This is a genomic window from Fischerella sp. PCC 9605, assembly GCF_000517105.1.
Taxonomy (GTDB): Bacteria; Cyanobacteriota; Cyanobacteriia; order Cyanobacteriales; family Nostocaceae; genus PCC9605.
In genome coordinates this window covers 16,621-41,203 of the sequence record NZ_KI912148.1, presented here as the reverse complement: position 1 = coordinate 41,203, position 24,583 = coordinate 16,621, and the positions used below count along the sequence as shown (strand labels likewise).

The 24,583-nt window shown below is 43.0% G+C and carries 20 protein-coding genes; 6 read left to right on the top strand and 14 right to left on the bottom strand.

Annotated features, from left to right (window positions below; all coding sequences use genetic code 11):
• The first annotated feature begins 37 nt into the window (after positions 1-37).
• Positions 38-1,099 (top strand): dTDP-glucose 4,6-dehydratase, encoded by a 1,062-nt coding sequence (rfbB, locus tag FIS9605_RS0102605; RefSeq protein ID WP_026731190.1) that lies wholly within the window; start codon positions 38-40, stop codon positions 1,097-1,099.
• A 226-nt stretch (positions 1,100-1,325) separates the two neighbouring features.
• On the opposite strand, the gene FIS9605_RS39685 is transcribed toward rfbB, so the two are convergent.
• Both FIS9605_RS39685 and FIS9605_RS0102590 read right to left on the bottom strand, forming a co-directional pair.
• Complete coding sequence (locus FIS9605_RS39685; RefSeq protein ID WP_051469913.1) at positions 1,326-4,763, bottom strand: PAS domain S-box protein; 3,438 nt, start codon at positions 4,761-4,763, stop codon at positions 1,326-1,328.
• A gap of 782 nt (positions 4,764-5,545) precedes the next feature.
• Positions 5,546-6,094, bottom strand: a complete 549-nt coding sequence (locus FIS9605_RS0102590; protein ID WP_026731189.1) for a pentapeptide repeat-containing protein — start codon at positions 6,092-6,094, stop codon at positions 5,546-5,548.
• A gap of 243 nt (positions 6,095-6,337) precedes the next feature.
• Here FIS9605_RS0102590 and FIS9605_RS42310 point away from each other — a divergent pair, with 243 nt between their 5' ends.
• Positions 6,338-6,559: a hypothetical protein gene (locus FIS9605_RS42310; RefSeq protein WP_155960343.1), complete on the top strand. Its 222-nt coding sequence runs from the start codon at positions 6,338-6,340 to the stop codon at positions 6,557-6,559.
• Between the two features lie 342 nt (positions 6,560-6,901).
• On the opposite strand, the gene FIS9605_RS0102585 is transcribed toward FIS9605_RS42310, so the two are convergent.
• From FIS9605_RS0102585 to FIS9605_RS0102565, 5 genes are all read right to left on the bottom strand, one after another.
• A complete protein-coding gene (locus FIS9605_RS0102585) occupies positions 6,902-7,816 on the bottom strand; it encodes an SDR family oxidoreductase (protein ID WP_026731188.1) in 915 nt (304 codons plus the stop codon).
• Positions 7,817-7,954: 138 nt separating this feature from the next.
• Entirely contained in the window at positions 7,955-8,698 is a 744-nt protein-coding gene (locus tag FIS9605_RS0102580; protein WP_026731187.1) for a tetratricopeptide repeat protein, read from the bottom strand.
• Positions 8,699-9,611: 913 nt separating this feature from the next.
• Positions 9,612-10,550 carry an isopenicillin N synthase family dioxygenase gene (locus FIS9605_RS0102575; protein ID WP_026731186.1) on the bottom strand — a complete coding sequence of 313 codons (939 nt, stop codon included), beginning with the start codon at positions 10,548-10,550 and terminating at the stop codon, positions 9,612-9,614.
• Between the two features lie 192 nt (positions 10,551-10,742).
• Positions 10,743-11,834, bottom strand: a complete 1,092-nt coding sequence (gene ychF / locus FIS9605_RS0102570; protein ID WP_026731185.1) for a redox-regulated ATPase YchF — start codon at positions 11,832-11,834, stop codon at positions 10,743-10,745.
• 41 nt (positions 11,835-11,875) lie between these two features.
• Positions 11,876-12,124 (bottom strand): hypothetical protein, encoded by a 249-nt coding sequence (locus FIS9605_RS0102565; RefSeq protein WP_026731184.1) that lies wholly within the window; start codon positions 12,122-12,124, stop codon positions 11,876-11,878.
• A gap of 181 nt (positions 12,125-12,305) precedes the next feature.
• Between FIS9605_RS0102565 and FIS9605_RS0102560 the strand changes: the two genes are divergently transcribed.
• Positions 12,306-13,973 carry an aminotransferase class I/II-fold pyridoxal phosphate-dependent enzyme gene (locus FIS9605_RS0102560; RefSeq protein ID WP_026731183.1) on the top strand — a complete coding sequence of 556 codons (1,668 nt, stop codon included), beginning with the start codon at positions 12,306-12,308 and terminating at the stop codon, positions 13,971-13,973.
• 107 nt (positions 13,974-14,080) lie between these two features.
• Here FIS9605_RS0102560 and FIS9605_RS36080 read toward each other — a convergent pair whose 3' ends face one another.
• The 4 genes from FIS9605_RS36080 to FIS9605_RS0102540 all read right to left on the bottom strand — a co-directional run bounded on the left by FIS9605_RS36080 (position 14,081) and on the right by FIS9605_RS0102540 (position 16,670).
• Positions 14,081-14,614 (bottom strand): nuclear transport factor 2 family protein, encoded by a 534-nt coding sequence (locus tag FIS9605_RS36080; RefSeq protein ID WP_051469912.1) that lies wholly within the window; start codon positions 14,612-14,614, stop codon positions 14,081-14,083.
• Between the two features lie 156 nt (positions 14,615-14,770).
• Positions 14,771-15,823 carry a tRNA dihydrouridine synthase DusB gene (dusB, locus tag FIS9605_RS0102550; protein ID WP_026731182.1) on the bottom strand — a complete coding sequence of 351 codons (1,053 nt, stop codon included), beginning with the start codon at positions 15,821-15,823 and terminating at the stop codon, positions 14,771-14,773.
• 42 nt (positions 15,824-15,865) lie between these two features.
• Positions 15,866-16,123 (bottom strand): hypothetical protein, encoded by a 258-nt coding sequence (locus FIS9605_RS0102545; protein WP_026731181.1) that lies wholly within the window; start codon positions 16,121-16,123, stop codon positions 15,866-15,868.
• Positions 16,124-16,256: 133 nt separating this feature from the next.
• Positions 16,257-16,670, bottom strand: coding sequence for a hypothetical protein (locus FIS9605_RS0102540; protein ID WP_231510216.1), 414 nt, complete (start codon positions 16,668-16,670; stop codon positions 16,257-16,259).
• Between the two features lie 260 nt (positions 16,671-16,930).
• Between FIS9605_RS0102540 and FIS9605_RS45985 the strand changes: the two genes are divergently transcribed.
• The 3 genes from FIS9605_RS45985 (at position 16,931) to FIS9605_RS0102530 (ending at position 20,106) form a co-directional block, all read left to right on the top strand.
• The gene (locus tag FIS9605_RS45985; RefSeq protein WP_269321005.1) at positions 16,931-17,053 is read left to right on the top strand and encodes a hypothetical protein; all 123 of its coding nucleotides are present in this window, start codon (positions 16,931-16,933) and stop codon (positions 17,051-17,053) included.
• 260 nt (positions 17,054-17,313) lie between these two features.
• Positions 17,314-19,218 (top strand): molecular chaperone DnaK, encoded by a 1,905-nt coding sequence (gene dnaK / locus FIS9605_RS0102535; RefSeq protein WP_026731179.1) that lies wholly within the window; start codon positions 17,314-17,316, stop codon positions 19,216-19,218.
• A gap of 240 nt (positions 19,219-19,458) precedes the next feature.
• On the top strand, positions 19,459-20,106 hold the full coding sequence (locus FIS9605_RS0102530; protein ID WP_026731178.1) for an acetoacetate decarboxylase family protein: 648 nt from the start codon (positions 19,459-19,461) through the stop codon (positions 20,104-20,106).
• 234 nt (positions 20,107-20,340) lie between these two features.
• Here FIS9605_RS0102530 and FIS9605_RS42305 read toward each other — a convergent pair whose 3' ends face one another.
• The 3 genes from FIS9605_RS42305 to FIS9605_RS0102515 form a co-directional block, all read right to left on the bottom strand.
• Complete coding sequence (locus FIS9605_RS42305; protein ID WP_155960342.1) at positions 20,341-21,207, bottom strand: hypothetical protein; 867 nt, start codon at positions 21,205-21,207, stop codon at positions 20,341-20,343.
• Between the two features lie 325 nt (positions 21,208-21,532).
• Positions 21,533-23,119 (bottom strand): helix-turn-helix domain-containing protein, encoded by a 1,587-nt coding sequence (locus FIS9605_RS0102520; protein ID WP_026731176.1) that lies wholly within the window; start codon positions 23,117-23,119, stop codon positions 21,533-21,535.
• Positions 23,120-23,642: 523 nt separating this feature from the next.
• Positions 23,643-24,524 (bottom strand): helix-turn-helix transcriptional regulator, encoded by an 882-nt coding sequence (locus FIS9605_RS0102515; RefSeq protein WP_026731175.1) that lies wholly within the window; start codon positions 24,522-24,524, stop codon positions 23,643-23,645.
• Positions 24,525-24,583 lie beyond the last annotated feature (59 nt).

Genomic DNA, 24,583 nt, shown 5'->3' with positions numbered 1-24,583 from the left:
ATGACGCAAACAACGCCGAGAAAGAGGAGTGAGTTTAATGAGTCGTCGGTTGTTGATAACTGGTGGTGCGGGGTTTATTGGCTCAAATTTTGTCCATCACTGGTGTAAGAGTTATCCAAATGACACAGTTGTAGTATTGGATGCCTTGACTTACGCAGGAAATCGGGCAAACTTGGCAGGATTGGAGGAACAAGAGAATTTTCGCTTTGTACAAGGTAATATATGCGATCGCTCTATTATCGACAATCTACTACAAACTGAAAATATCGACACTATCGCCCATTTTGCCGCTGAATCTCATGTGGATAGATCGATTTTGGGACCTGGTGCTTTTGTAGAAACTAATGTAGTGGGTACGTACACTTTACTAGAAGCTTTTCGCCAACATTGGCAGGCAAATTCCAAACCCACTAACTATCGATTTCTGCACGTTTCTACTGATGAAGTATACGGCAGTCTCGCCCCCAACAATCCCCCTTTCAGCGAAACTACTCCATATGCTCCCAATAGTCCCTATTCGGCATCGAAAGCAGGTAGCGATCACTTAGTTCGTGCTTATTACCATACTTACCAACTACCAACTATTATTACGAATTGCTCTAACAATTACGGCCCTTATCAGTTTCCTGAAAAACTCATTCCTCTAATGTGCATCAATGCCTTGATGGGTAAACAATTACCAGTATATGGTGATGGTAAAAATGTCCGAGATTGGCTTTATGTGGGCGACCATTGTAGTGCTTTAGATGTGGTAATTCATCGCGGTGTAGCAGGTGAAACTTACAATATTGGCGGCAATAATGAAGTAGAAAATATTAATTTAGTACGAATGTTGTGCCAGCTGATGGATGAATTGGCCCCGAATCTGCCAGTTAGTCCAGCAGCAAACTTAATTACTTTTGTCAAGGATAGAGCCGGACATGACCGGAGATATGCCATTAATGCGACAAAGATAAAAACTCAATTAGGCTGGACACCTTCAGTTAATGTTGAACAGGGTTTACGTCTGACTGTGGAATGGTATCTTACTCACCGCGACTGGTGGCAACCTCTGCTGTCCGAGGAGTATCAGGCATACTATCGCAAGGTTTATGCTTGAGAAGGTTGTTAGTGGTTAGTGGTTAGTGGTTAGTGGTTAGTGGTTAGTGGGCAAGGGGCAATGGAACTGGAGAAGTAAAAAGTAAAAAGTAAAAAGGTAAAAGAAAAAATTCTTTCTTTTTACTTTTAGCTTTTAACCCTTCGCTGCGCTCGAGGGCATGCTTTTGACTTATTTTTGCCCAATGCCCAATACCCAATGCCTAATTCCCACTCTCCATCTTTCACTCTCAACCTAACAAGCTAGCGACAGCAGCAGCTAATTCTGCTGGTTCTATTGGTTTGGGAAGATGCTTTTGAAACCCTGCGGATAATGCTTGATGGCGATCGCTCTCTCCAGCATAGGCTGTTAGGGCGATCGCTGGAATTTTTGCCCTCTGTTCCCGTTTCAGTGTCCTGACTCGGCGGATGAAAGTGTAGCCATCTTCTGTTGGCATACCAATATCACTGACCAATATATCTGGTTGGAACTGTTCTAAGCGTTCCAGCGCTTCCGCTACCGATGCAGCTGTCATTGTCATCGCCCCATACTGTTCTAGGGCAAAAGCTAAATATTCGCGTGTATCACTTTCATCATCAACAACTAGTACTTTGACTCCCTTAAGATTCACCGAATTGTTTAATGATTCATTTTCCTGGTTATTCTCTGGCTGTTGCTTCATCAGCGGCAACCTGACAGTAAAGGTTGCTCCTTGCCCTTCTCCTGGACTCTCGGCACTAATAGTTCCTCCATGCAGTTCCACCAAATGACGCACGATCGCTAATCCTAACCCCAAACCTCCGTGAGTCCGGGTAATCGAAGCATCAGCTTGACGGAAGTATTCAAAAACATGAGGCAGAAAATCGGCGCTGATGCCTTTGCCTGTGTCACTGACTGTGATTTGGGCATAGGGAATTGGGAATTGGGCATTGGGCATTGGGCATTGGGCATTGGAAATTTCCATTGTCCCTTGCCCCATGCCCCTTGCCCCGTGCGCTATTTCTGATGACCCGTTCTCTACTGATAGGCACACTTCTACTCGTCCCCCAACAGGTGTGAACTTAATTGCATTGGAAAGTAGATTCCACACAACTTGTTGGAGGCGGTTGAGATCGGCTAAAACCAGCAATTTTGGCTTTTGGCTGTTGGATTTTGGATTCTCACTATTATCTTCCCATCCAAAATCTAAAATCGTAAATCGCAAATCGATGGACTTGGCTTCCGCAGCCGGACGCATAGTGTTGATTGCTGCCTCAATCGGTGTTACCGGGTTAACTGGAGAGACATTCAGGCTGATTTTACCCCGCAAGATGCGGGAAACATCTAACAAATCTTCAATTAATTGAGTTTGTAATTTAGCATTGCGCTCGATAGTTTCTAGGGCGCGAACAGATTGAGTTGAGTCTAACTTGCCAGAGCGTAGCAACTTTGACCAACCAAGGATAGCATTAAGGGGCGATCGCAACTCATGGGAAAGCACAGCCAAAAATTCATCCTTGATCCGATTTGCCTGCTGAGATTGCTCGTAAAGTTGGGCATTATCAATAGCTGTCGATGCCATCTGTGCTAGTTGTACGAGAATGGCTTCATCCTCTGGGGTGAAATCTCCCTCGTATTTGTCGGAAAGCTGAATCAAACCGAGGTTTTTACCCCTACGGTTAGTCAAGGGAGCAGCCAGCCAACCTCGCAGGGGGGGATGCTTGCCCGCTGCCTGACCAAACCTACGCCAAGCCGGATGTGCCTCTAGTTCAGTCTGGGTCATTCGGATCGGACTTTGCATACGACAGACTAAGGTGTAGATACCAGATCCATCCGGTTGCTCATAGTAATCTCGCCACTGGGCATACTTATCTGAGAGAGATACCGTATGAATCGCTTGTGCCCAGTTTTGATCTGTTGTCATGCTGGTGACTGATTGGTGGGCTTCGATAATTTCACGAGCTTGCTCTGTGATCAAACGCAATCTTTCAGTCAGTGAAAGTGTTGAGTTGATTATTAGTGATGCTTCAGCTAGCTTTCGCAGACGGTTTGCATATTTGGCAAGTAACAGGGTACGTTCGTCTTCTGCCTGTTTGCGTTCGGTGATGTCGATGTTGACACCTAGCATTCGCTCGGCTTTTCCGTCCGCAGAACGGACGAAGCGACCTTTGGATGCCACCCATCGGATTGTGCCGTCGCGTCGGATAATGCGAAACTCATCATCATAGTCTTCACCCTCTGCCAGGGCAGTTTCCATGTGACGCTGTGCTTGTTCGCGATCGTCAGGGTGGATACAATCCGTCCAAAGCTGCAAGTTGGGTATTTCACTACCTTGCTCAATGCCCAACAAATCCCAGATTCCTTCTGACCAAGAGACTTCGCCAATAAGTAAGTTCCACTCCCAAGTGCCAATCTTTGCCGCCCGTTGTGCCAGCAGCAGCCGTTCCTCGCTTTTGCGTAAAGCTTCCTCAGTCTGCTTGCGCTCAGTGATATCCCGCCAGCAATTAATTGCACCAATAATTTCACCCCTCAAGTTCCGGATTGGCACTACATTGGCAAGCACTGTGATGCGGGAACCATCGGGACGTTCGATGATACATTCTTCGTTGGAGATTGTTTCGCCGTAGCGCGTGGCGCGGTACAAGGGTAATTGTTCGCGAGTGTGACGTGTCACGCCATCGGATCGAAACAGACCATATGACTGGACGTGGTTGCCAGAGGATATGCCAATGAGCGTTTCATTGGGTTTGCCGAGAAGTTCTTGGGCGAGTTTGCTGTTAGCAACAATCGGAAAGTCTGGTGGGCCAGTGGCGATCGTGATACCTTCAGGGACATACTCCAAGAGTATTTGTAGGATTCTCTGTGCTTCCTCGGCTTGGCAGGTGCGTTGTTGAGCTTCAGCTTGCTTGCGTAGACGCGTAGCGGCTTGCCATGAGGCATCGCTCAAATCCAGCACAAAGCCAATAGCTGTATTCTCTCCCAGCATGGCAGAACCAAGTAAGACGGGGACACGCGAGCCATCTTTGCGGATATATTCCTTCTCGAAGGGCTTACAAAAACCAGTGGTTCTGAGTTCTTCCTGTGAGTGCTCGCTCACTTGCAGATATTCTGGTGGTGTCATCTCACGCCAACGCACTCGACCGGAGCGCAACTCCTCCTGCGTGTAGCCAACCATGCGTAAAAAAGCATCATTGGCTTCAACGATAGAGCCATTCAGATCCGCCACAATCACCCCAATAATACTAGACTCTGCTAAGCAACAAAACCGTGCCTCGCTCTCACGTAGAGACTTTAGGTTTGCCTCAGCTTTCCGTTGGGCTGTACGTAGCGATTCGTTGAGGGAGCTAATTAGCACTGCTGCCATCATGAACACGCTCAGCCTTAGTAGGGTTCCCACATCTGTGATGTTTAGGGAATGGAACGGCTCAATAAAAAAATAGTTGAGAAACAAAGTAGACAAAGCGGTCGCAACTAAACCCGGCCCCAAACCCCCGTACCAAGCACTTACCATTACTGCGGCAAAAAACAGCGGAGTAGTCGTTGAATCAAGCAATGGTTCGAGCAGCAGGGTTGCTCCCAATGCTAAGGCTACAGACAACAAAGCAACACCATAATGCAGCACTCGAACACGTACGAGTACACCCCTCTCTCTACCACCAGCACTAGCAAAGATGCCTTCAGGTTCAGATACCCTCACATTATGAGTCATAACCCTACTCCGCTTCCAGAAAATATTGACTCAGCAATTTTTGCCTAGTTCACCCGTCTCCGTGTCATTTCTTCAATTAGCTTTAGAGCCATTTGTGAAGGCACTATATACTCATTCTTCTAGCGATCGACTGTTTTGAATCAAACCCCTCACTTGCCCACAAACTCTATCATAGGGAAGATAGACTTGCTGCCAAAGTTTCTATATTAAATTTAGTCTAACCGTTATATTACAAACATCTCTTCTTCTAACTCACATAGAACGAAGAGTAGGGCAACTGTCCCAGAATTTATCTCCTGCTTAAGAAATATTGTATGAAATTTACCTGGAGGATATTTTCAAGGTCACTTATAAGCTAAACATTCAATTTAATTAACGCACCGCGATTGATGGTGCGTTACACTGTGTGAACGCATCCTACTAGCGTGTCAAGGCTAAATTTGTGCATTAGAAAAATCTTGTGGGATGGGCTTCTAGCCCTTCCTCATAGGCGGGCATCCTGCCCGCACCACAAAACAATTTATTGCATCATTTTATTAGTGTCACGCCACTACTGGCTTGAATGGATAGTAATATAAAGCTTAATAAATTAATTGAAATAATTTAGTTGATTATAGTGCAGTTCAAGCACCATTATTAATAATCGCAGGGTGGGCAACCCCACCAATGTGAAATCAAGATTGTTCGAGTATAGCAGTTGATGCCCACCCTAGATTTGCTGTTCTTACCAATTTCAAAGTGCAGGGGATAAATTTTACCCCTGCTTCTGTTGATTTGACAACTTAGGAACCGCCAGCCCAAGTTACCCATTTGTGGGATAAACCAGTATGCACGACCCCCTCACCCAATTCTCTTTCAGTTACGGTTGCTGCTGTTAAATCTACACCATTTAGTTCTGCTTCATTCAAATTAGCCTCAATTAAATTGGCTTGATTGAGATTGGCACCACTTAAATCTGCACCACTTAATTCTGCTTCACTTAAGTTTGCTTTCTTTAAGTTGGCTCTCACTAAATTTGCACCCCGCAAATCTGCACGACTTAAGTTTGTTTCCTCAAGATTGACATTAATTAAGTCTGCTCCAATTAGGTTAACCTCACTCAAGTTTGCACCAATCAGATTTGCTCCACTTAAATCTGCATCAGTCATATTTGCCCGACTGAAGTTACATCCACTCAAATTGGCTCGACTGAGGTCTGCTCCACTCAAGTCTGCTCCACAGAAATTTGCACCACTTAAATCAGTGTCACTTAAGTTTACTTTATGCAGATGTGCACCAATAAAATCTCGTTTCCCTGCTGCATATTCACTTAGGAGCATTTTAACGTCCATATTGTCTCCCTCGCAATTGTTACAAATCAGCAATTTTTTATGAGTTTCACTCTACCCAAACCACACTAAAGTTGAGTTACTAGCAACTGAGTTTTTTTAGCTAAATCTTGTTCTCTTATTGTGCTAGAGTTTTGAGGTAATGCAACACTTGCTTAACGGAAATATGCATAAGCTAGCAAGATTTAGCTAGATGATGGAATGTATTAGGTGGAAAAAGGTTCTAATTCTTGCTCATGAGACTGCTTGCAAACATCGAAGTTAAAGCTGGCGATTGCTGGTTTAAATCCTCATACCAAGTTGTGTTCAGATATAGCAATTCGTGCCCTCTCCCCCTCCCCTGTTCCAAATTGGGAGAGGGGTGCCAACAGGCGGGGTGAGGGAAGTACTATGTTTGACTGCAACCTAGTATTAGCAAGCAAAAAATCTTTTTGGAAGCACTGGTACTGTGGAGGCGATCGCATCTAGTCCAGATGGCAAGACACTATTTACTGGTTAGCGAGATTTAACCGTCAAAATACGGTAATGAAAGACCCCGGTAGCTAGCTACCGGGGGAGGAGGTTTTAGCAATTCGCTAAAGGACGGCATATATCTATACGTTACCCGTATCTATTGGGAAAAGTTGCCAAAATGGCATATTTATTGCGGTTACATGGAGAATGGGGGAGATGGGGAGTGGGAGAGTGGGCATCGGGCATTGGGCATCGGGCATAGTTAACAACCACTAACTACTGTACGGGCGAAGCATTTGTATGGGTATCTTTCCATCAAAACGAAATATCTTCGTACAAATGCTTCGCCCCTACCCACTAACTACTAACTCTTGACTCTTGACTCTTGACTCTTGACTCTTGACTCTTAACTAATTTTTCTAATTCTTCCCGCAATGATAGCGGCGCATACCCCAATGCAAAAGCTTTAGAACTATCCAAAGAAACATCACTAGGTCTAGGTGCAGCCATTTTTACATCTTGTTGACGACAAGCTTTTAGCCCAGTAGTGGGGAGTTGAAATACTTCTACTAATAAACTTCCAAAATCATAGCGAGAAATCCTTTCTTTCCCACCTAAGTGAATTATGCCGTTAACTTTTTCTAATGCTAATAAAAGTCCTTTGGCTGCGGTAGTTCCACTTACTGGTGTGCGAAATTCATCTATAAATAGATTTAGCTGTTTGCCCTCTTTCAGAGTTTGCATGAATGGCTGCATAAAGCTGGTGGCAGTAGGTGCTGCTGCACCAAACATTAACGGCATTCTACACACAGCAGTCATGGGATAGCGTTCTAACATTCCTACTTCTGCCATCACTTTTTGTTCACCGTATCTGTTAACAGGACATACGGGATCTTTTTCTCGATAGGGAGAATTTAAACCATCAAAAACGAGGTCTGTGGAGGTAAAAACGCAAGGGATAGAATTATCCGCACACAATCCAGCAATATTACAGGAGGCTGTGACATTAATTGCATGGGATTGTTCAGGATAATTTTGACAATAATTTGGTTGTGATTGGGCAGCTGTATGAATTACTGCTGTTGGCTGAATTTCACGAAAGATTTGCTGAAGTCCCTGAAAGTCTGTCAAATTGACTTTCAGCATTTTTATATCTGGAATTTCCACTGCATGAGTAAAGTACGTTCCATACACTTCCCATTGTGGCTTGATGAGTTGGCAAAGATGCCAACCTAAAAATCCACTTGCCCCAGTAATTAATATTTTTCGCATCTTCAATTTAGAATCTGTAGAGGCAGATAATTACATCAAGATTATAATTTTACACCTTCATAAATTTCTGCGATCGCCATCTCTAAACTTACCGGGGATAATTAGGATGTTATCTGTTTTTACTAATTACTTCTTCCTTTATTGTAGTAATTCTTGAAAACGGACATCATCACGCACTTTGTTAAAATCTGTATCGGTTTTAGCTAATTTTTCATACTTACCGGGAACAAGCTTTTTTGCTTTTCGCAAGTTCTCAACTGCTAATTCCACATTATTCATGAGAGCATAGGTACAAGCTTTGTTGTAATATGCTAAATCTTTATCTGGCTTAATGGCGATCGCTTTGTCGTATGATGCCAGCGCTTGTTTGTACCGTTGCAATTTTGTGAGTGCAATTCCTCGGTTAATCCAAGCTTCATACTTGGTAGGTTTGATGGCGATCGCTTTGTCGTATGATGTTAGCGCTTGCTTGTACCGTTGCAGCGTACTTAGGGTATTGCCTCGGTTATACCACGCTTCATCTCTGTCAGGCTCAAGGGCGATCGCGTGGTCATATGATGCTAAGGCTTCTTGATAGCGTTGCAAAGCTGTTAATGCATTACCTCGGTTAATCCATGCTTCCGCAAGCTGGGGTTTAATGGCAGTAGCTTTGTCAAAAGCCGCTATAGCATCTTCATAGCGATGGGAATTTAACAAATGATAACCTTGATTAAAAAAATCTTCTGCCTTTTGTGCTATCTGTGCTTCTGAAAGCAACTGAGCTACATTGGTTTCTTGCACGATTTGACTGCTATGTTTGCCTGCTGAGTTTGCCCAATCACCACAGCCTAATATGAACACAGTTATAAAGCCAGAAGCTACAAAACAACGCCAGGACACCATTTTTTACAAAACTCACTACCTGAATCTGAAAACAGTTTTGGTTCTTTAAAAACTGTAAATCTGTATTTAGTACAATATCATTGAAATGGATTGAATTTAGCAAAAAATATATTTAGAGACTAAATATAATTAAATTCTAAATTTAGACAATTGTATCATGATATACAGATTTTATATTTTATTTATTGTTTTCTTTGTGAGGTTATATTGAAAATCAACCAGTAAAAAGCTACGTACAAAAGCTGAGATTTTTATGTGTTGATCGTGGGCAAATGCCCTGAGTGTCTATTTTGAAAACAAGTCAGAAGTTGGGCTGACCAATGAATATAGCTTTTTATCATTATTATTATGAATGAAATTTATGAGTGGCAACCTTGATGCCAAATAGTAGAGTTATTGTCTGTTTAAATGATGTTATTGACTTGATTCTTACCTGTTATTCAATTTTTCATAGTAGAATCAACCCTTTTTAGTTGTGAAAATCCAAAGGCATTAGAAATCGCGTTTCTTGGATCTCATGTACAATTTCCTAGAGTAAACTCTGACCGAGACAATTTTATATTTTAGATTTTGGATTTTGGATTAAAGTCAAAATCTGAAATCTAAAATAAAAGGTTTAAACCACCATTATTCATTTATGGAAAACAAAAACGAGAGTGCAATCATTACTCAAAGCCCCCGATTTCAATCGTGGGACGGCACTCTATGTGGCGACGCTATGAGAGCCACCCGTGCCTCGTCAATCCATGCATCACAAATCCACGCATCCAAAATCGAGTGACTGGTGATTTATTTGTAAATGAATAAATAACTTTCAATATAATTGAATTGAGGAATTATTAAATATTATTTAAAGTCAGAAAATACATCTGAAATAAATAAGATTTTCTTTAGCATTTAAGAAGATGCACAATCAGTAAGTTGCTTGTAAACGATTGAGAAGATATTCTCCTGCTAAGATAGGTGGATAAATGGGGGGGTGCTCTCCTTGACAACTGCCAAGACAAGCAATTTCCGTATCGTCATTGGGATGACAGAAAAAGGCCACAGAATAGCGGGATTGCATCACTTGCTCGTTATTGGGAATTATTACCCGATGCTTAGTAGAGCAAAATACATGGTTTGTCCAGCGTTGCATCAAATCACCAGTGTTGACTACTAAAGTACTAGGTATTACAGGTGCTGCAATCCACTTTCCGGAAGTTGTTTGTACTTCCAAACCCCCTACTTCATCTTGAAACAGTAAAGTAATACTGCCATAGTCGGAATGCTCACCAGCACGCACCTGTCCGGGTTGGGGTGGTTGCTGCACTGAGGGATAATGCAGTAATCGCAAGGTGTGAAGTCGCTGATTGTGTCTTGTAGTAAAAAAATCTTCTGGCAATTGCAAAGCCAAAGCAAACGCTTGCAAAATTCTATCTGCAACTTCTGTACAAGCTTGGTAAAAGGCGAGAATGGAAGGGTTTTTCGCAGGGGAAGGAGGAAACGACGCGGTGACGGGGAGACGCGGAGATGCGGAGAATGTCTTTGTGTCTTGTTTGCTTACATTAAAAGCCTCTTTTAGATCACCTGGTTTGTTAGGATTAAGGCGTTCTCTCTCAATGCCAACGTACCCCTGATTGCTATATTCATCACTCCAAGCGAACTGTTGCTTCACTTCCAAGGGTAAATTGAAGAAGTTTTTGCTTTGTGTAAATACCTGCTCAATCAGATTTTGAGACATACCATGATTTTGCAAGTACATAAAGCCAATTTCATGGCAAGCTTGGTAGATTTGTTCGACTACCGTTTGTTTAGCTATTGCATCACCATTAGTAAAAAGAGAAAAATCAATTACAGGAATATCAATCATTTTAATTTTTATTTTTTAACGGAGTAACGTAATTTGCTGAAAATTATACAAGTTGAGATAGATAGTAGAGAAGAGTTAGCTGTTAGTTAAAGTCATACTAAATTATTTATTAACCACTAACTACTAACTACTAACCAATGTACAGACGTGCCATGGCACGTCTCTACAACCACTAACTACTAACTACTAACTTTACACATTGAACCGGAATAGCATCACATCGCCTTCCTTAACGACGTAATCTTTTCCTTCACTGCGAACTAAGCCTTTTTCCTTGGCAGAATTCATAGAACCAGCTGCCACTAAATCATCGTAAGCAACTGTTTCAGCGCGAATAAATCCGCGTTCAAAATCGCTATGAATCACACCTGCTGCTTGCGGTGCTACCATTCCCGCTTTAATTGTCCAGGCGCGAGTTTCTTTCTCACCAGACGTGAAATAAGTACGCAATCCTAAAAGTGTATAAGTGGCACGAATTAATGATTTCAAACCACCTTCTTCTACACCTAAAGATGCCAGAAAATCTGCTCTTTCTTCTTCTGCTAATTCAATTAATTCTGCTTCCACTTGTGCTGAAACTACAACAACTTGAGCATTTTCAGTTGCTGCAATCTGCCGCACTCTTTCTACGTATTCATTACCAGTTGCCAATTCATCTTCAGACACATTGGCAGCATAAATTATTGGTTTCTCAGTCAGCAATCCTAATGGTTTAATTACTGCTGCTTCTTCTTCTGTTAAACTAAGTTGCCGCACCGATTTTCCTTCATTTAATGCCGCAGCTAATTTTTCCAGTACTGTTAATTCAAACTGCGCTTCTTTGCTAGCACGAGCTTGTTTGCGGGTGCGTTCAATACGGCGCTCGATTTGTGCCAAGTCAGCTAAACCAAGCTCTAAATTAATGGTTTCAATGTCACGCGCTGGATCGACCGAACCAGCAACGTGGATAATGTCATCATTTTCAAAACAACGCACCACATGAACAATGGCATCTACTTCTCGGATATGGGACAAAAATTGGTTCCCTAGTCCTTCACCCTGACTTGCACCTTTAACCAAACCGGCAATATCCACGAATTCAACACGGGCCGGGATAATTTGTGCCGAATTGGAAATCTTACCTAAAACATTTAACCGCTCGTCTGGCACTGCAACAACGCCGACATTCGGTTCAATCGTACAAAAAGGAAAGTTAGCAGCTTCTGCCTTAGCATTAGCAACCAAAGCGTTGAATAACGTAGATTTTCCAACGTTGGGAAGTCCGACAATCCCGGCTCTCAGCATTTTAGATTTTGGGTTTTGAGTTCAACTAGACGAAATTAATTTTAAACAGGTTCGGGGATTGTTTGGGGAATTGGCTCGGGAACTGTCTGGGGAATCGGGCCGGGAACTGTTTGAGGAACTGGCCCAGGTACAGGTTGTGGTATTGGTCTTGGTACGGGTTCTGGTACAGGTTGTGGTATTGGTTGGGGAATTGTTGGGCCTGGTGTTGGTTCAGGACGTGGTAAAGGATTCGGTTCTGGGTCGGGAATTTGTGGTTCGTTAGGTAGAGGATCGGGATTGGGATAAATCATGGTAAGTCTTTTTAAATTATTCGACTTTTCCAACCTAGATGACAAGCTACTGTGCCGACATCTTCCCAATTAGTTACATCTAGATAATTTATCTGTCCCTACCCAGCGGGAAGCCACCCTTGCGGGTGTCTACGCTATCGCTCAAGGGCAAGGTTTATCTGTGTCCATCTATGGTCGTAAAATGCTCAATCAAAATCAAACACCTTTACTAGACACCTTAAAAGTCTGTGCAGAACGTCCCCATGCACCTTTTTACACTCCAGGACATAAACGGGGTGTGGGAATTTCCCCGAAGTTAGTTGATGTTTTCGGCAAAGCCGTATTTCGTGCCGATTTACCAGAATTAACAGAGTTGGATAATCTCTTTGCACCTAGCGGTGTTATCCAACAAGCACAACAGCTAGCAGCGGAAGCCTTCGGTGCATCACATACTTGGTTTCTTGTCAATGGTTCTACTTGTGGAATCGAGGCGGCTATTCTCGCCACCTGCGGCACTGGCGATAAAATCATTCTGCCGCGTAATGTTCATTCCTCAGCGATCGCAGGATTAATTCTCTCTGGTGCTATGCCAGTTTTTGTCAATCCAGAATACGACCCAGTTTTAGATATTGCCCACAGCATCACCCCCACCGCCGTCAAAGCAGCACTAGAACAGCATTCCGACGCTAAAGCAGTGATGATGGTTTATCCTACCTACTACGGTGTTTGTGGAGATGTAAACGCGATCGCTCAAATTACCCACCAATATAATATCCCTTTACTCGTAGACGAAGCCCACGGTGCCCACTTTGCCTTTCATCCCCAATTACCCACCCCAGCCTTGCAAGCAGGCGCAGATTTAACCGTACAATCCATTCATAAAACGCTGGGTGCTATGACTCAAGCGTCGATGCTGCATATTCAAGGTGACAGAATAGATCGCGATCGCCTCAGTAAAGCGTTGCAGCTAGTACAATCTACCAGTCCCAGTTATTTACTCTTAGCTTCCCTAGATGCAGCACGTCAACAAATGGCGCTGCATGGCAAAGAATTGATATCCTGCACGCTGCAACTTGCGGATGAGGCAAGAAGGCGGATTGCACAAATCCCGGGATTATCGGTTTTGCAGATCCCCCCTTTGTCCCCCCTTAAAAAGGGGACTGGGGATTGGGGATTAGGGATTGGGGATTGGGTTATCAGTGGAGAAATAGGTTTTTCTTGCCCCCCTTTTCAAGGGGAGCCAGCGCGTTGCGGAGGTTCCCGAGGCAGTGCGCCCTTGCGCTTCGCCGACTTGAAGCACCTGCCGTTCCGTTGTAGCGACTGGCGTGGGTTGGGGGGATCTCCAGGTTTTATCGTTTTAGACAAAACACGCTTAAGCGTCAATGTCTCTGGTTTAGGTTTGACTGGCTTTGCCGCAGAAGAAATTCTCGACCAACAATTTGGTGTAACAGCGGAATTTGCATCGCTGCAACATCTCACCTTTATCATCAGCTTGGGCAACACCCAGGATGATATTGAGCAGCTGGTACAAGCTTTTACCAAACTAGCCCCCTCTCCTTTGAAGGAGAGGGGGTTTGGGGGTGAGGTTTTATGTAATGATCTTTTTAAGATGGGGGATTCCATGCGTATCTCGCCCCGTGAAGCTTTTTTTGCCACAACAGAAACATTACCCACCCAAGAAACTGCGGGACGCATTTGTGCCGAAATTGTTTGTCCTTATCCCCCAGGAATTCCCGTATTAATGCCAGGAGAAGTTATTACTAAACCTGCATTGGAATATCTGCAACAAATTCAAGCAATGGGCGGATTTATCAGCGGTTGTGCGGATGCTAACCTAAAAACACTTAAGGTTGTCAAGGCTAAACCTTGATCGGCTGTTTCTACTAAGCTTAACGTCTAGATCTATCAGTGGCAGATAACCTTTGCATCTACACCAGGATTTTTCGTCTGTCGATTTTAATGCGTTGTTATACCTTTTTACAGAGAAAGATGCTCACTCGCTTTCGACCTTAGAGTACTATCTGCGATCAGGCTTCCGAGTACAGAAAACTGATCATAAATTCGTTCAGCAATTCGCCAGTTACCATCTTCTTTCACAATTCTGTCTCGCACTATACCGTGAGCAATGAGTCTGGGCAAGAATGAAGTTAGAGCTTCATCTGCGGAAAAAAGCTGAAAAACAAGAACATAGCTTACGGCTCGTCCTTTGTCAGAGCCTTCTGAAGATGTAACCACGTTCAGTGCCTGATGGCGAAGTCCGTCGAAAAACTGCGGATTGGACAATACCCAATTGACAAAGGCTTCACGACCATGTAATGCTCCGTAAAGCGAATGATGATGCGATAGATCCGCAGTCACGCATTGACGCAGAGCATCAGCGTCTCGACTATCCTCTGCAAGAAATACTCGATTTAGAAGTTCATGCACAGCAATGGCATCCTTTGGATCAAGTGCCTTTGCTTCATCGTTGCGAATTACTTCAAGTGGTAGGTGGGTAATCTTTGTGTTCATAAATCAAGTAAGTTCTTCAACACCTTCTTTAGCATAAATGTGATGACTTCCAGTAATTCACTTTAGCTCCCAACCTGCTGTTCTACAATCTTGCAAAGTGCCTTACCAGAAATCGCTTTCGATGTTAAGTTGAACTCAATCACCTAATCCAATCACTTACTGTGCGATCGCTAACTGATTTTCTTCGATAATTTCATATCCATTTACCAACTGTGCGATCGCTCGATCGATTAAATCAACGCCTTGCTGCACAGATTCAATTAAACTTAACTCTGCACGCAACTGGCCAGCACCAACAAAGCCTTTCGCATACCAAGTCATGTGCTTGCGAGCTTGACGAATACCGCGATCGCCTTTATATTCCCAAAGTGCTTGTAAGTGTTCTTTTGCACATTCCAAGCGCTGAATCGGAGTAGGTGGCGCTAAATTTTCCCCTGTTTTCAAAAAATAATCAATTTCACCTACCAAAAATGGATAACCCAGAGTTCCACGGGAACACATCACCCCATCAGCACCCGTTTGCTGCAAACACTGCACCGCCGCTTCCACAGAAAAAATATCGCCATTAGCAATCACCGGGATAGAAAGCACTTCTTTCACCCGCCCTATCCATTCCCAACGAGCGTTACCATTGTAACCTTGAGCGCGGGTACGTCCGTGTACTGTAATCATTTGCGCTCCCGCATCCTGCATCCGTTTGGCGAAATCGAGAATCACTATTTCTTCATCATTCCAACCTATACGGGTTTTAACTGTTACTGGAACATGTACGGCTTTTACTACTTCCTGTACAATTGCCTCAGCTACTTTCGGTTGCCGCAGTAAAGAAGAACCACCACCTTTTTTGGTGATTTTGTTGACAGGGCAACCCATATTAATATCAATAGTATCAGCACCTTCTTCTACTGCCTTCCGTGCTGCTTCTGCCATAAAATCAGGACGACAATCAAATAACTGAATGCTAATTGGTCGTTCGTTCGGGTCTACTTCCATGATTTTCGGCATTTGCTTGACATGGTGCAACTCTGTCGCACTCACCATTTCCGTGTACATCATTGACTCAGGCGCATAACGACGCACCAAGCGACGAAATACCAAATCTGTCACTCCGGATAGAGGTGATTGCAATACACGACTTTTGACAGCAACGTTTCCTATCAAAAGAGGTGTAGTAAGTCTGGCTTGCAAACTAGGAGATAGCGTAACCATACACTTCAGAATTGAGGCTTGAGGTAGGATTTGCCATACCATTCAAGAAATTTCCATCAGGATTTTATTACCTGCTGATGTCAATTCCCAGCGATCGCGGGGTGAACCTGGTTCCACATATCGTTTGAGTAAACCCTCAGCAGCCAAATTTTTCAACACCACCATCATGTCAGGTTCTCTAGGCACGTCTATATGAGAAAGTGAACTCGCTATTTCATACCAACTCCAATTTCCCTCGCCTTTAGCTACTAATTCAAGAAGCACTAATTCCAGTTGAGTTAATTTGATTGAGTCTTTCATGGTTATTCCTCCTTTGAATTAAGAGGATTTTATCAATTTAAAAAACTTTACTTTTCCTTAAGTGGACAAAAGCTTTATACCTGGCTATACAATTTTTTTGCCCACTTACATTGATTTCTATAATACTACCTGCTTATAAGTTAGCTTTAAATAAAATGCCAGGTCCTTCTTTGAGACCATAATCTTCTAGTGTTGCTGTGTGGGCATTATTCCAAAGTTCATAAGCTTCATCAGGATCATTTGGTTGTCCAGTTTGGAAGTCAAGTTTTTTATACCTCAGATACTCACGGAGTTCATGGCTATAAAAACGCAGGTCAACTGGTTCGGCAATGAGTTCACCTGCTGCTATTTTTCTTAATCGCTCTACCATTCTCATCTCTTCATCACCAATAGGATTGAATCTACTGACATGAGCTTTTACAATATCAATACCCTTTTTAGTTATCTTTACCTTGGTATAAGAAAGCTTAAGTATTTTGCCACCTGCTTTTGAGGGATCAAAGGGTCTGCCACTGATAGCGCCTTTTTCTATCATTTCAACAGTCATTTTTTATATTCCTTATTTTTAGTAGTTTAATAATCTTTTGAAAAAATAAATTTATAAATAGATTTACAAAGAATAACACAATTTCACGTAGGTTTTTATGCAAAAGCCACTTTTGAGCGCGTTTACATTAATGGCAAGTTACCCGGAAATATGTCCACATCCTCTTGCTTGGCAAGCTTGGCAAGAGGCTTGGCGAGTTTGCCACAGAGATCAATATGGGAACGTGTTGTTTAGTTAATGAACCAAGCACAAGCAACTGCGTGGGCTTAGCATTCCCCTTCTTTATTTCTCTACGTCCTCTACAGTTTGCTAAAAGACGGCAAACACCACCATTAGATTACGGTTCACCCGAATCTCTAGAAGTATTAATTCTCATACATTAGACGAAGTGAAGGCAAATAAATATATGAGCCAACTAGAAACATGAAGCATAACCGTCCTTAATCAGGTTCGGAAAACCACCCTTCATCGACTGGTTACACAGGCTCAGTATATATATCATCAGCATAATCTTGGGTTTTTACCCTAGTAAAACCAAAGGTATTAATGCTGGACTAGCTGCTTTATTAAATCAGTTAGTCCAAAAATTAGCCCTTTATACTCCCATTCATTCATTTGTAGTTATACGGAGCCAGCACCTACAATGGCAAAAGTAGTTGGAATTGACTTAGGTACGACAAACTCCTGCGTCGCAGTAATGGAAGGTGGTAAACCCACGGTTATTGCCAACGCAGAAGGTTTTCGGACAACACCGTCAGTTGTGGCATTTGCCAAGAATGGCGATCGCTTGGTGGGCCAAATCGCCAAGCGGCAAGCGGTCATGAACCCCGAAAATACCTTTTATTCGGTAAAACGCTTCATTGGACGCCGCTTTGATGAAGTTACTCATGAAGCTACAGAAGTTTCTTACAAAGTGCTGCGCGATAGCAGCGGTAATGTTAAATTAGATTGTCCTGTAGCTGGTAAGCAGTTCGCGCCAGAAGAAATTTCCGCCCAAGTTCTTCGCAAGCTAGTAGAAGACGCTAGCAAATACATCGGTGAAACCGTAACTCAAGCAGTAATCACCGTTCCTGCTTACTTCAACGACTCCCAGCGCCAAGCTACCAAAGACGCTGGTAAAATTGCTGGGATTGAAGTGCTGCGGATTATCAACGAACCTACCGCCGCTTCTCTAGCATACGGCTTTGACAAAAAGAGCAACGAAACCATTCTAGTATTTGACCTTGGTGGTGGTACTTTCGACGTATCCATCCTCGAAGTCGGTGAAGGTGTATTTGAAGTTTTAGCTACCTCTGGTGATACCCACCTTGGTGGTGACGACTTCGATAAGAAAATCGTTGACTATTTAGCGGAAGCATTTAAGAAAGACGAAGGTATTGATTTGCGTAAAGACAGACAAGCTTTACAGCGTCTGACTGAAGCCGCAGAAAAAGCCAAGATTGAACTTTCTAGCGTCACCCAAGCAGAAATCAACCTGCCATTTATCACCGCTACCCAGGACGGGCCCAAGCACCTGGACATGACGCTGACACGCGCTAAATTTGAAGAACTCTGCTCAGATTTAATCGATCGCTGCCGCGTTCCTGTAGAAAATGCTCTGCGCGATGCTAAGTTAACAAAGAACGACATTGATGAAGTCGTGCTGGTCGGTGGTTCTACCCGTATTCCCGCCGTCCAAGACGTAGTGAAGCGGATATTGGCTAAAGAACCAAACCAAAGCGTTAACCCTGATGAAGTGGTAGCAGTTGGTGCAGCAATTCAAGCTGGTGTGCTTGCTGGTGATGTCACGGGTATCTTGCTGTTAGATGTAACACCGCTGTCCTTGGGTGTAGAAACCTTGGGTGGCGTGATGACCAAGATTATTCCCCGCAACACCACCATTCCTACCAAGAAGTCAGAAGTCTTCTCCACCGCCGTGGATGGTCAAACGAATGTAGAAATTCACGTCCTCCAAGGCGAACGGGAAATGGCAAGCGATAATAAGAGCCTGGGAACCTTCCGCCTTGATGGTATCCCTCCCGCACCACGCGGCGTACCCCAAATCGAAGTAGTGTTTGATATTGACGCTAACGGTATCCTCAACGTCACTGCTAAAGACAAAGGTACAGGTAAAGAACAATCCATCAGCATTACTGGTGCTTCAACTCTCGATAAGTCTGACGTTGAGCGGATGGTCAAAGAAGCCGAATCTCATGCATCAGAGGACAAAGCACGTCGTGAGAAAATTGACCGCAAAAACCAAGCTGACTCCTTGGCATACCAAGCCGAGAAACAGTTGCAAGAATTGGGTGATAAAGTCAACGCAGCCGACAAGAGCAAAGTCGAAGGTTTGGTGAAAGACCTGCGGGATGCTATCTCCAAAGAAGACGATGAGCAGATCAAGAAGCTGATGCCAGAACTACAACAAGCACTGTTCGCTGTTGGTAGCAACATCTATCAACAAGCTGGTGGTGGCGCTTCTGCTGGCCCTACAGGCACCTCTGATGGCGCTTCCTCCTCTGGTAGTGGTGATGATGTAATTGACGCAGATTTCACTGAGTCTAAGTAAGTAGTTAGTGGTTGTAGAGACGTGCCATGGCACGTCTCTACATTGGTTAGTAGTTAGTAGTTAGTAGCTAACAACCAAAAAGCTAAGTCCAGCTAATGAGTAATTAACAATAACCACTCAAGGTATACCTTTGGGTGGTTATTTTTTGATTTGATAGTTAAATAATAGTTAGTAGGCGTACAATGCATTCCGCCCGTGCAGTAATTAGTTATTAGTGTTATCAATATTCAAGTAATAAAAATGGGATACCCATCAGCACCTTGGACACTGAAAGGCTACGCTCTCCTGACCTTGCATTTACTCGACGTTGACCGCGTACGCCACCTGATTCCCAAAGAATTAGACATTAAAACTGTGTGGCCTGGTAGAACAGTGGGTGGTGTGTATTTCTCCTATTACAGTCCAGGATCGGCATTAGAGTATAACGAGTTAATTGTTGCGCCTGCCTTGGTGAGCTATCAAGGGAAAGTTGGTGCTTGGGTTTCTCATATATATGTAGATAATCCTGATTCAGTGGTTGGTGGTCGGGAGATCTGGGGACTACCAAAGGAATTAGCTGAGTTTAGTTGGGAAAGCGATCGTCGCGTTACTGTCCGTCAAGGTGACAGAATGCTGTGTAAATTTAAATATAATCAGCCCTGGTTGGCGTGGCCGCAGAAGTTTAGGGGGTCTAGTTTCAGTACCATTAATGCTGATGTGCTTTTGTTCTCTGCTGAATTAGAAGCGCGTTTGGGTTTAATTGGTTCTAAGATAGAAGTCCCAGCTGAAAGTCCTTTTTCTGAGATAGGTTTGGGTCAGCCTTTTCTAAGTTTTCACTCCGACAACATGAGTTTGCAGGTAAATGCGCCAGAAGTGGTTGGACAAAGGGCAGTTGAAGTTAGGGTTTGATAGAGCGATCGCATTTTATTTTTGATTAAGGATGTCGTCGCAGAGGTAGCGATCGCTCTGTTTTACCTTCTGGTTATTTTTCAGATAATCACGCGCCCAATAGTCCTCTTCTGTCACTCTCCGAAACTAGAACTTTGAAAGAGTTATTTTATCCGCTAGGAAGATAAAGCTTAAACTCATTCAAAATAAGCTGAAGCAAGTCACTTCTTCAGAGCGATCGCAGAAATCTTTGGTCTACTCAATGTTTATAGATTCCAGGGTTAATTCTTGAAACTGTTCTCGAATCTCCTTTAACTCTTCATTTGTCCTAACAGACACCAGCTTGCTTTTGATCGTTAAGCCCTGTTGTTCCAAAATTTTGTATCCACCAAGGCTTTTGTGGAGCAGAAATATATTCACATTAAATTGAATGAGAACTGCGATAATTGCAAAAGTTATAATCATTTGCTTTCCGTAAGGAAGCGTAAGTAGTCCAATTCCCAACATTGCAATCAAAACTGTCATAACAATTGTGATGATCGCAGAGAAGCTGTGGGAGATTTCGCTGCTTGTTCTTTGAGATTCCCATTCTTCATACTTCTTATTGATTTCCTCTTCTAGAGATTTTTTTGCCTCTGACAAAGGCAATTCCTCTTCTGGTTGCGCTTCTTCTTGAGGAGACTGTTCTGGTTGTGCTTCTTCTTTAGAAGACTTTTCTGGTTGCGCTTCTTCTTGAGGAGACTGTTCTGGTTGTGCTTCTTCTTTAGAAGACTTTTCTGGTTGCGCTTCTTCTTGAGGAGACTTTTCTGGTTGTGCTTCTTCTTGAGGAGACTTTTCTGGTTGTGCTTCTTCTTGAGGAGATTCCTGTTGAACTAATATTAATCTCTCTTTTGCTTCCCTTGCTAGAGGACTGTACGCCATTGACTGTCCTACAGCTAACCATGCTGAAAGCGAAATAGTGACGAACACAGTTAAGATAGCTGCTATTATACTAGGATAGCCAAATCTATTCCCACCGCTCGTTAAGAGCCAGTTTCCTTCTCTATTATTCCCATTAATTTTTTCCTTCAATAGTTTCTTGTTCTTCAGAGAAATATCTTTTTGGTTTTGCCTCGCCATCATTCACTCCCGATCCATAAAACTTGCTCATAAAGGACTGTAACAGGGATGGTAACAAAAAAAGCGATCGCATTTTGATTGAGATCGAGCAAAGGGTGCTATGCATTAGTCGGATCTAGAGCGAGCAAAAGTATTTTGAGGAGTGGGAGAGTGGGGGATTTATTACAACTTTTCCTCCACTCTCTCCATAGAGGACACAAACAACGCTGAGAAAAGAAGAAAAATTTACGGCGATGACCCTGGAAATAAGTAATGTGATTTTAGCTGCTGGGTATTTTACAAATAAAAACCTAAGATGACACGACACTGAGGAGCGGGATTAAGTGAATTAAGCTATACCCAGAACTTTACGTAAAACTACTTGATCCTCTAACTTGACTTTCAGGCGACCTTTTTCAATGTCACGAATCCAGCTTTGGCTTTTACCTGCCAGCTTTGCTAATTCTCTTTGCGAGAGATTCAAGTTTTTTCGTGCCCGCGAAATTTGTTCGCCAAGTAAATCACCTGTGGTTTTGGTTTTTCTTTTGTTTTTTGTAGTTCGCTGCTTTTTTTCTGAGTCCGCCAGTTGCTGTTCCCAATCTGGTGGTAGTGTGAAAGACAAAATCCGGGCATTGATCAGCAGATTCCACTTGCCACGAGGGCTGATGTCTGTCAAGCGCGAACCGTTGCTGCCATCATTAATCCAAAATTCTAATGCTTCATCCGGATCTTCAGGAATATCGACTAGTTTTGCCCATAAAGGTTGTATTGCTGGTGGGTATGTGACTGGGTCAAATACTGGTTTCATACCATAATGATTGAGGACTTCTAGATCGTGTTCAAAAGTCCGTAATAGTCGTTTGCGTTCTTCTCTTTGTCTGCACGCTAAAGTGATTTTCTCCTCACCATAGGCAACGCGCATTAAGGTAGGAACTGTGATGCGTTGGGAAGCACCCATTTTGGTTTTAAACAGCAACCAAAGCATTAGTCGCGCTGCACCCTCATGTTGCTGCCAAATACTCATGACTGTGGTTAACAAAGATTTTGGCAAACTACCATATTGATAAAATGCAGTTCGTTCCTTACATGCTTGTTTGTTTAAGAAATATTGGGCCCAAGTTCCCGCTTTGACTTTAAAGGTTAACCCAACAAGATATTTACACCCGAGTTCATCTTCTTGAAAATGGCGCTGAATTTTTACTAATTGCCACAAACGGCTTTCTCTAATAGAAAACCCCTTGACTATACCTTGTTGGGGCCAGTCAATAGAAATGACGAGTGAGCAAGCTTGCTGTACCAAGTTTTTAATTAAAGTCAGCTTGACATTCTTGCTCAAGTCTTTGCGTTTCTCCAAACCCAAATATTTCTCAAGTTGCCGCTCATCAATAGTAAATTCTTGCTGCCAAGGCTGCTCCAAAGCTGTAGCATGAGCTGCAAAAATTAAATGAATGCAAGCTGATCTGATATCTAGCGCTGCAATTGTCCCTAACTCTGATACAGGTTCGCTACTATCGGGTGATTTAGTAATATGAAAAGCGATCGCTCCCTTACCCTGACTAACTTGGCGATGATAACACAGGTTTCCTTGTTCATCTCTTTGCCAAGATAACGATGTGCGTTGTGCCAACACATTGCAAGCTTCCCAAATCACAATTGCCGAAGCAAATGGGTTACTCTTTCCATTAGAAAATAAATCTGGACTAGTAACCTCTCTTAAATCTACTTTGCATCTCCCTTTTTTTGCATGCCAAGGCATGGGAGAATTTGTGGGGCAAGCTATCACGCATTGTGGTTCGGGATAATAACCTTCGCAATTGTTGCAAAGACACGGATCGATCCAGTATTCATCGTTCTCGATTTTGATAGCACCTGTAGGACATTGGGGACGGCAGTTGTCACATCCAACGCAACTATTGTTAGGAATTGTATAAGGCATAAGGCTATTGCCACTTTACTCGTTGAGATGTTTGGCTCAAGTCTCCCCTGGATGTGTCCTCTTGATCCACCACTCACTACCGCATTCTTTCGGCAAAATATAAATTTGAATTGCCGTATTAACCACCCACATCTATTTCGGACTTAGCATCCAATTGGAAGATATTCTATGCTTAATAACTTGACCGAGCCTAATTTAAATCTTGATTATCTATACATTTCACAAATACTTTTATAAAGTTGTTCATCACGAGCGAAAGATAAATTTTGTTAATTTTTCCATCTTCAGTAATGCCCGCATATCTTACCTTTAAGAAAAACCTGTTACTCAAGTGTTTGTTATTTCTAACGTTTAAACATATAGGTCGGTACTTTGAAACTAGATTATTAATAATATTAATATTTAACAAAAATTATTATTCTGTCAATTGGTTTACATTTTTCTGGTTTCTACTCATATTTGTATGTCGTGGGGACTGGTGAGTTCCCCGTGTCTGGTGCGTCAGCCTCATTCATCCCATTATTCAGCAACGCCAAAATTCTTCTGTCTCCTCTGAATCATATCGTTGACAAAGGGTTTTGAGTTTTTCACGAACGAGCGATCGCACGCTTTCTGGTGATACAATTACGCAATCTGGTGCATACTGCATGACTTCTCGGATAAACCAAAAGGTACTGGATATGCGCCTGACAACTCGCCGCACCCGTTGTCTATCTGGTAGCCACTCATTTGTTATGTCTTCCGGTTTGGCTTGATAAGCAAAGGCTAAACCATTGAATAAGTGCATTTCTACCTCTATCTCTACCAACCGAGAACGCCACTCACCAGAAATTGGTATGACAGCAGCATCTTGGATTCTGTCTAAACGCAGACTCCAGTTGTTTCGTAATTCTTCTATATCTAGATTTCCTTCAGTCTCTTCGCACCAGCAATCGAGGTATTGACGTTTTTCGTGGAGTGTAACTTTAGCGTGACGGACGGTGAAGTTCCACAAACGCTGTGCTGCGTCTTGATAGGAAAGTTGAAAAGGCTGATGACGCAGGATAAAACGATCAATTTCCAAACGCCAAGGTGGAGGTAAGTTTTCTAAAAAACGCTCTATTTCAGTTCGCAGTGGTATTGATAGTTCGCTGCGTTCTAGAAGTAGTTTAGCAATTTCTTGCGCTTGCTCATTTTCACCAATGTCAGTTAATGCACGCATCGCTGTATCTAACGCTCTAATGCGTGTTTCTGACCAATCGTGATTTTTACCGATGGTTAGGTGATGACGAGCGATCGCTTCTACTAGTTTAGAGATGTTTGGGCGATCGCCCCACATCATGCCGAATTCCCGCGCTAGGTTTTCTAACTCGGCTTTATCGCGATCGCCAAGTGACAGTGTTATCGACTGACCTTTTCGACTCATTTTTATACGGACACATTTATATGGACATATCTTGTCAATCTCTATTTTGAGTGCCAATA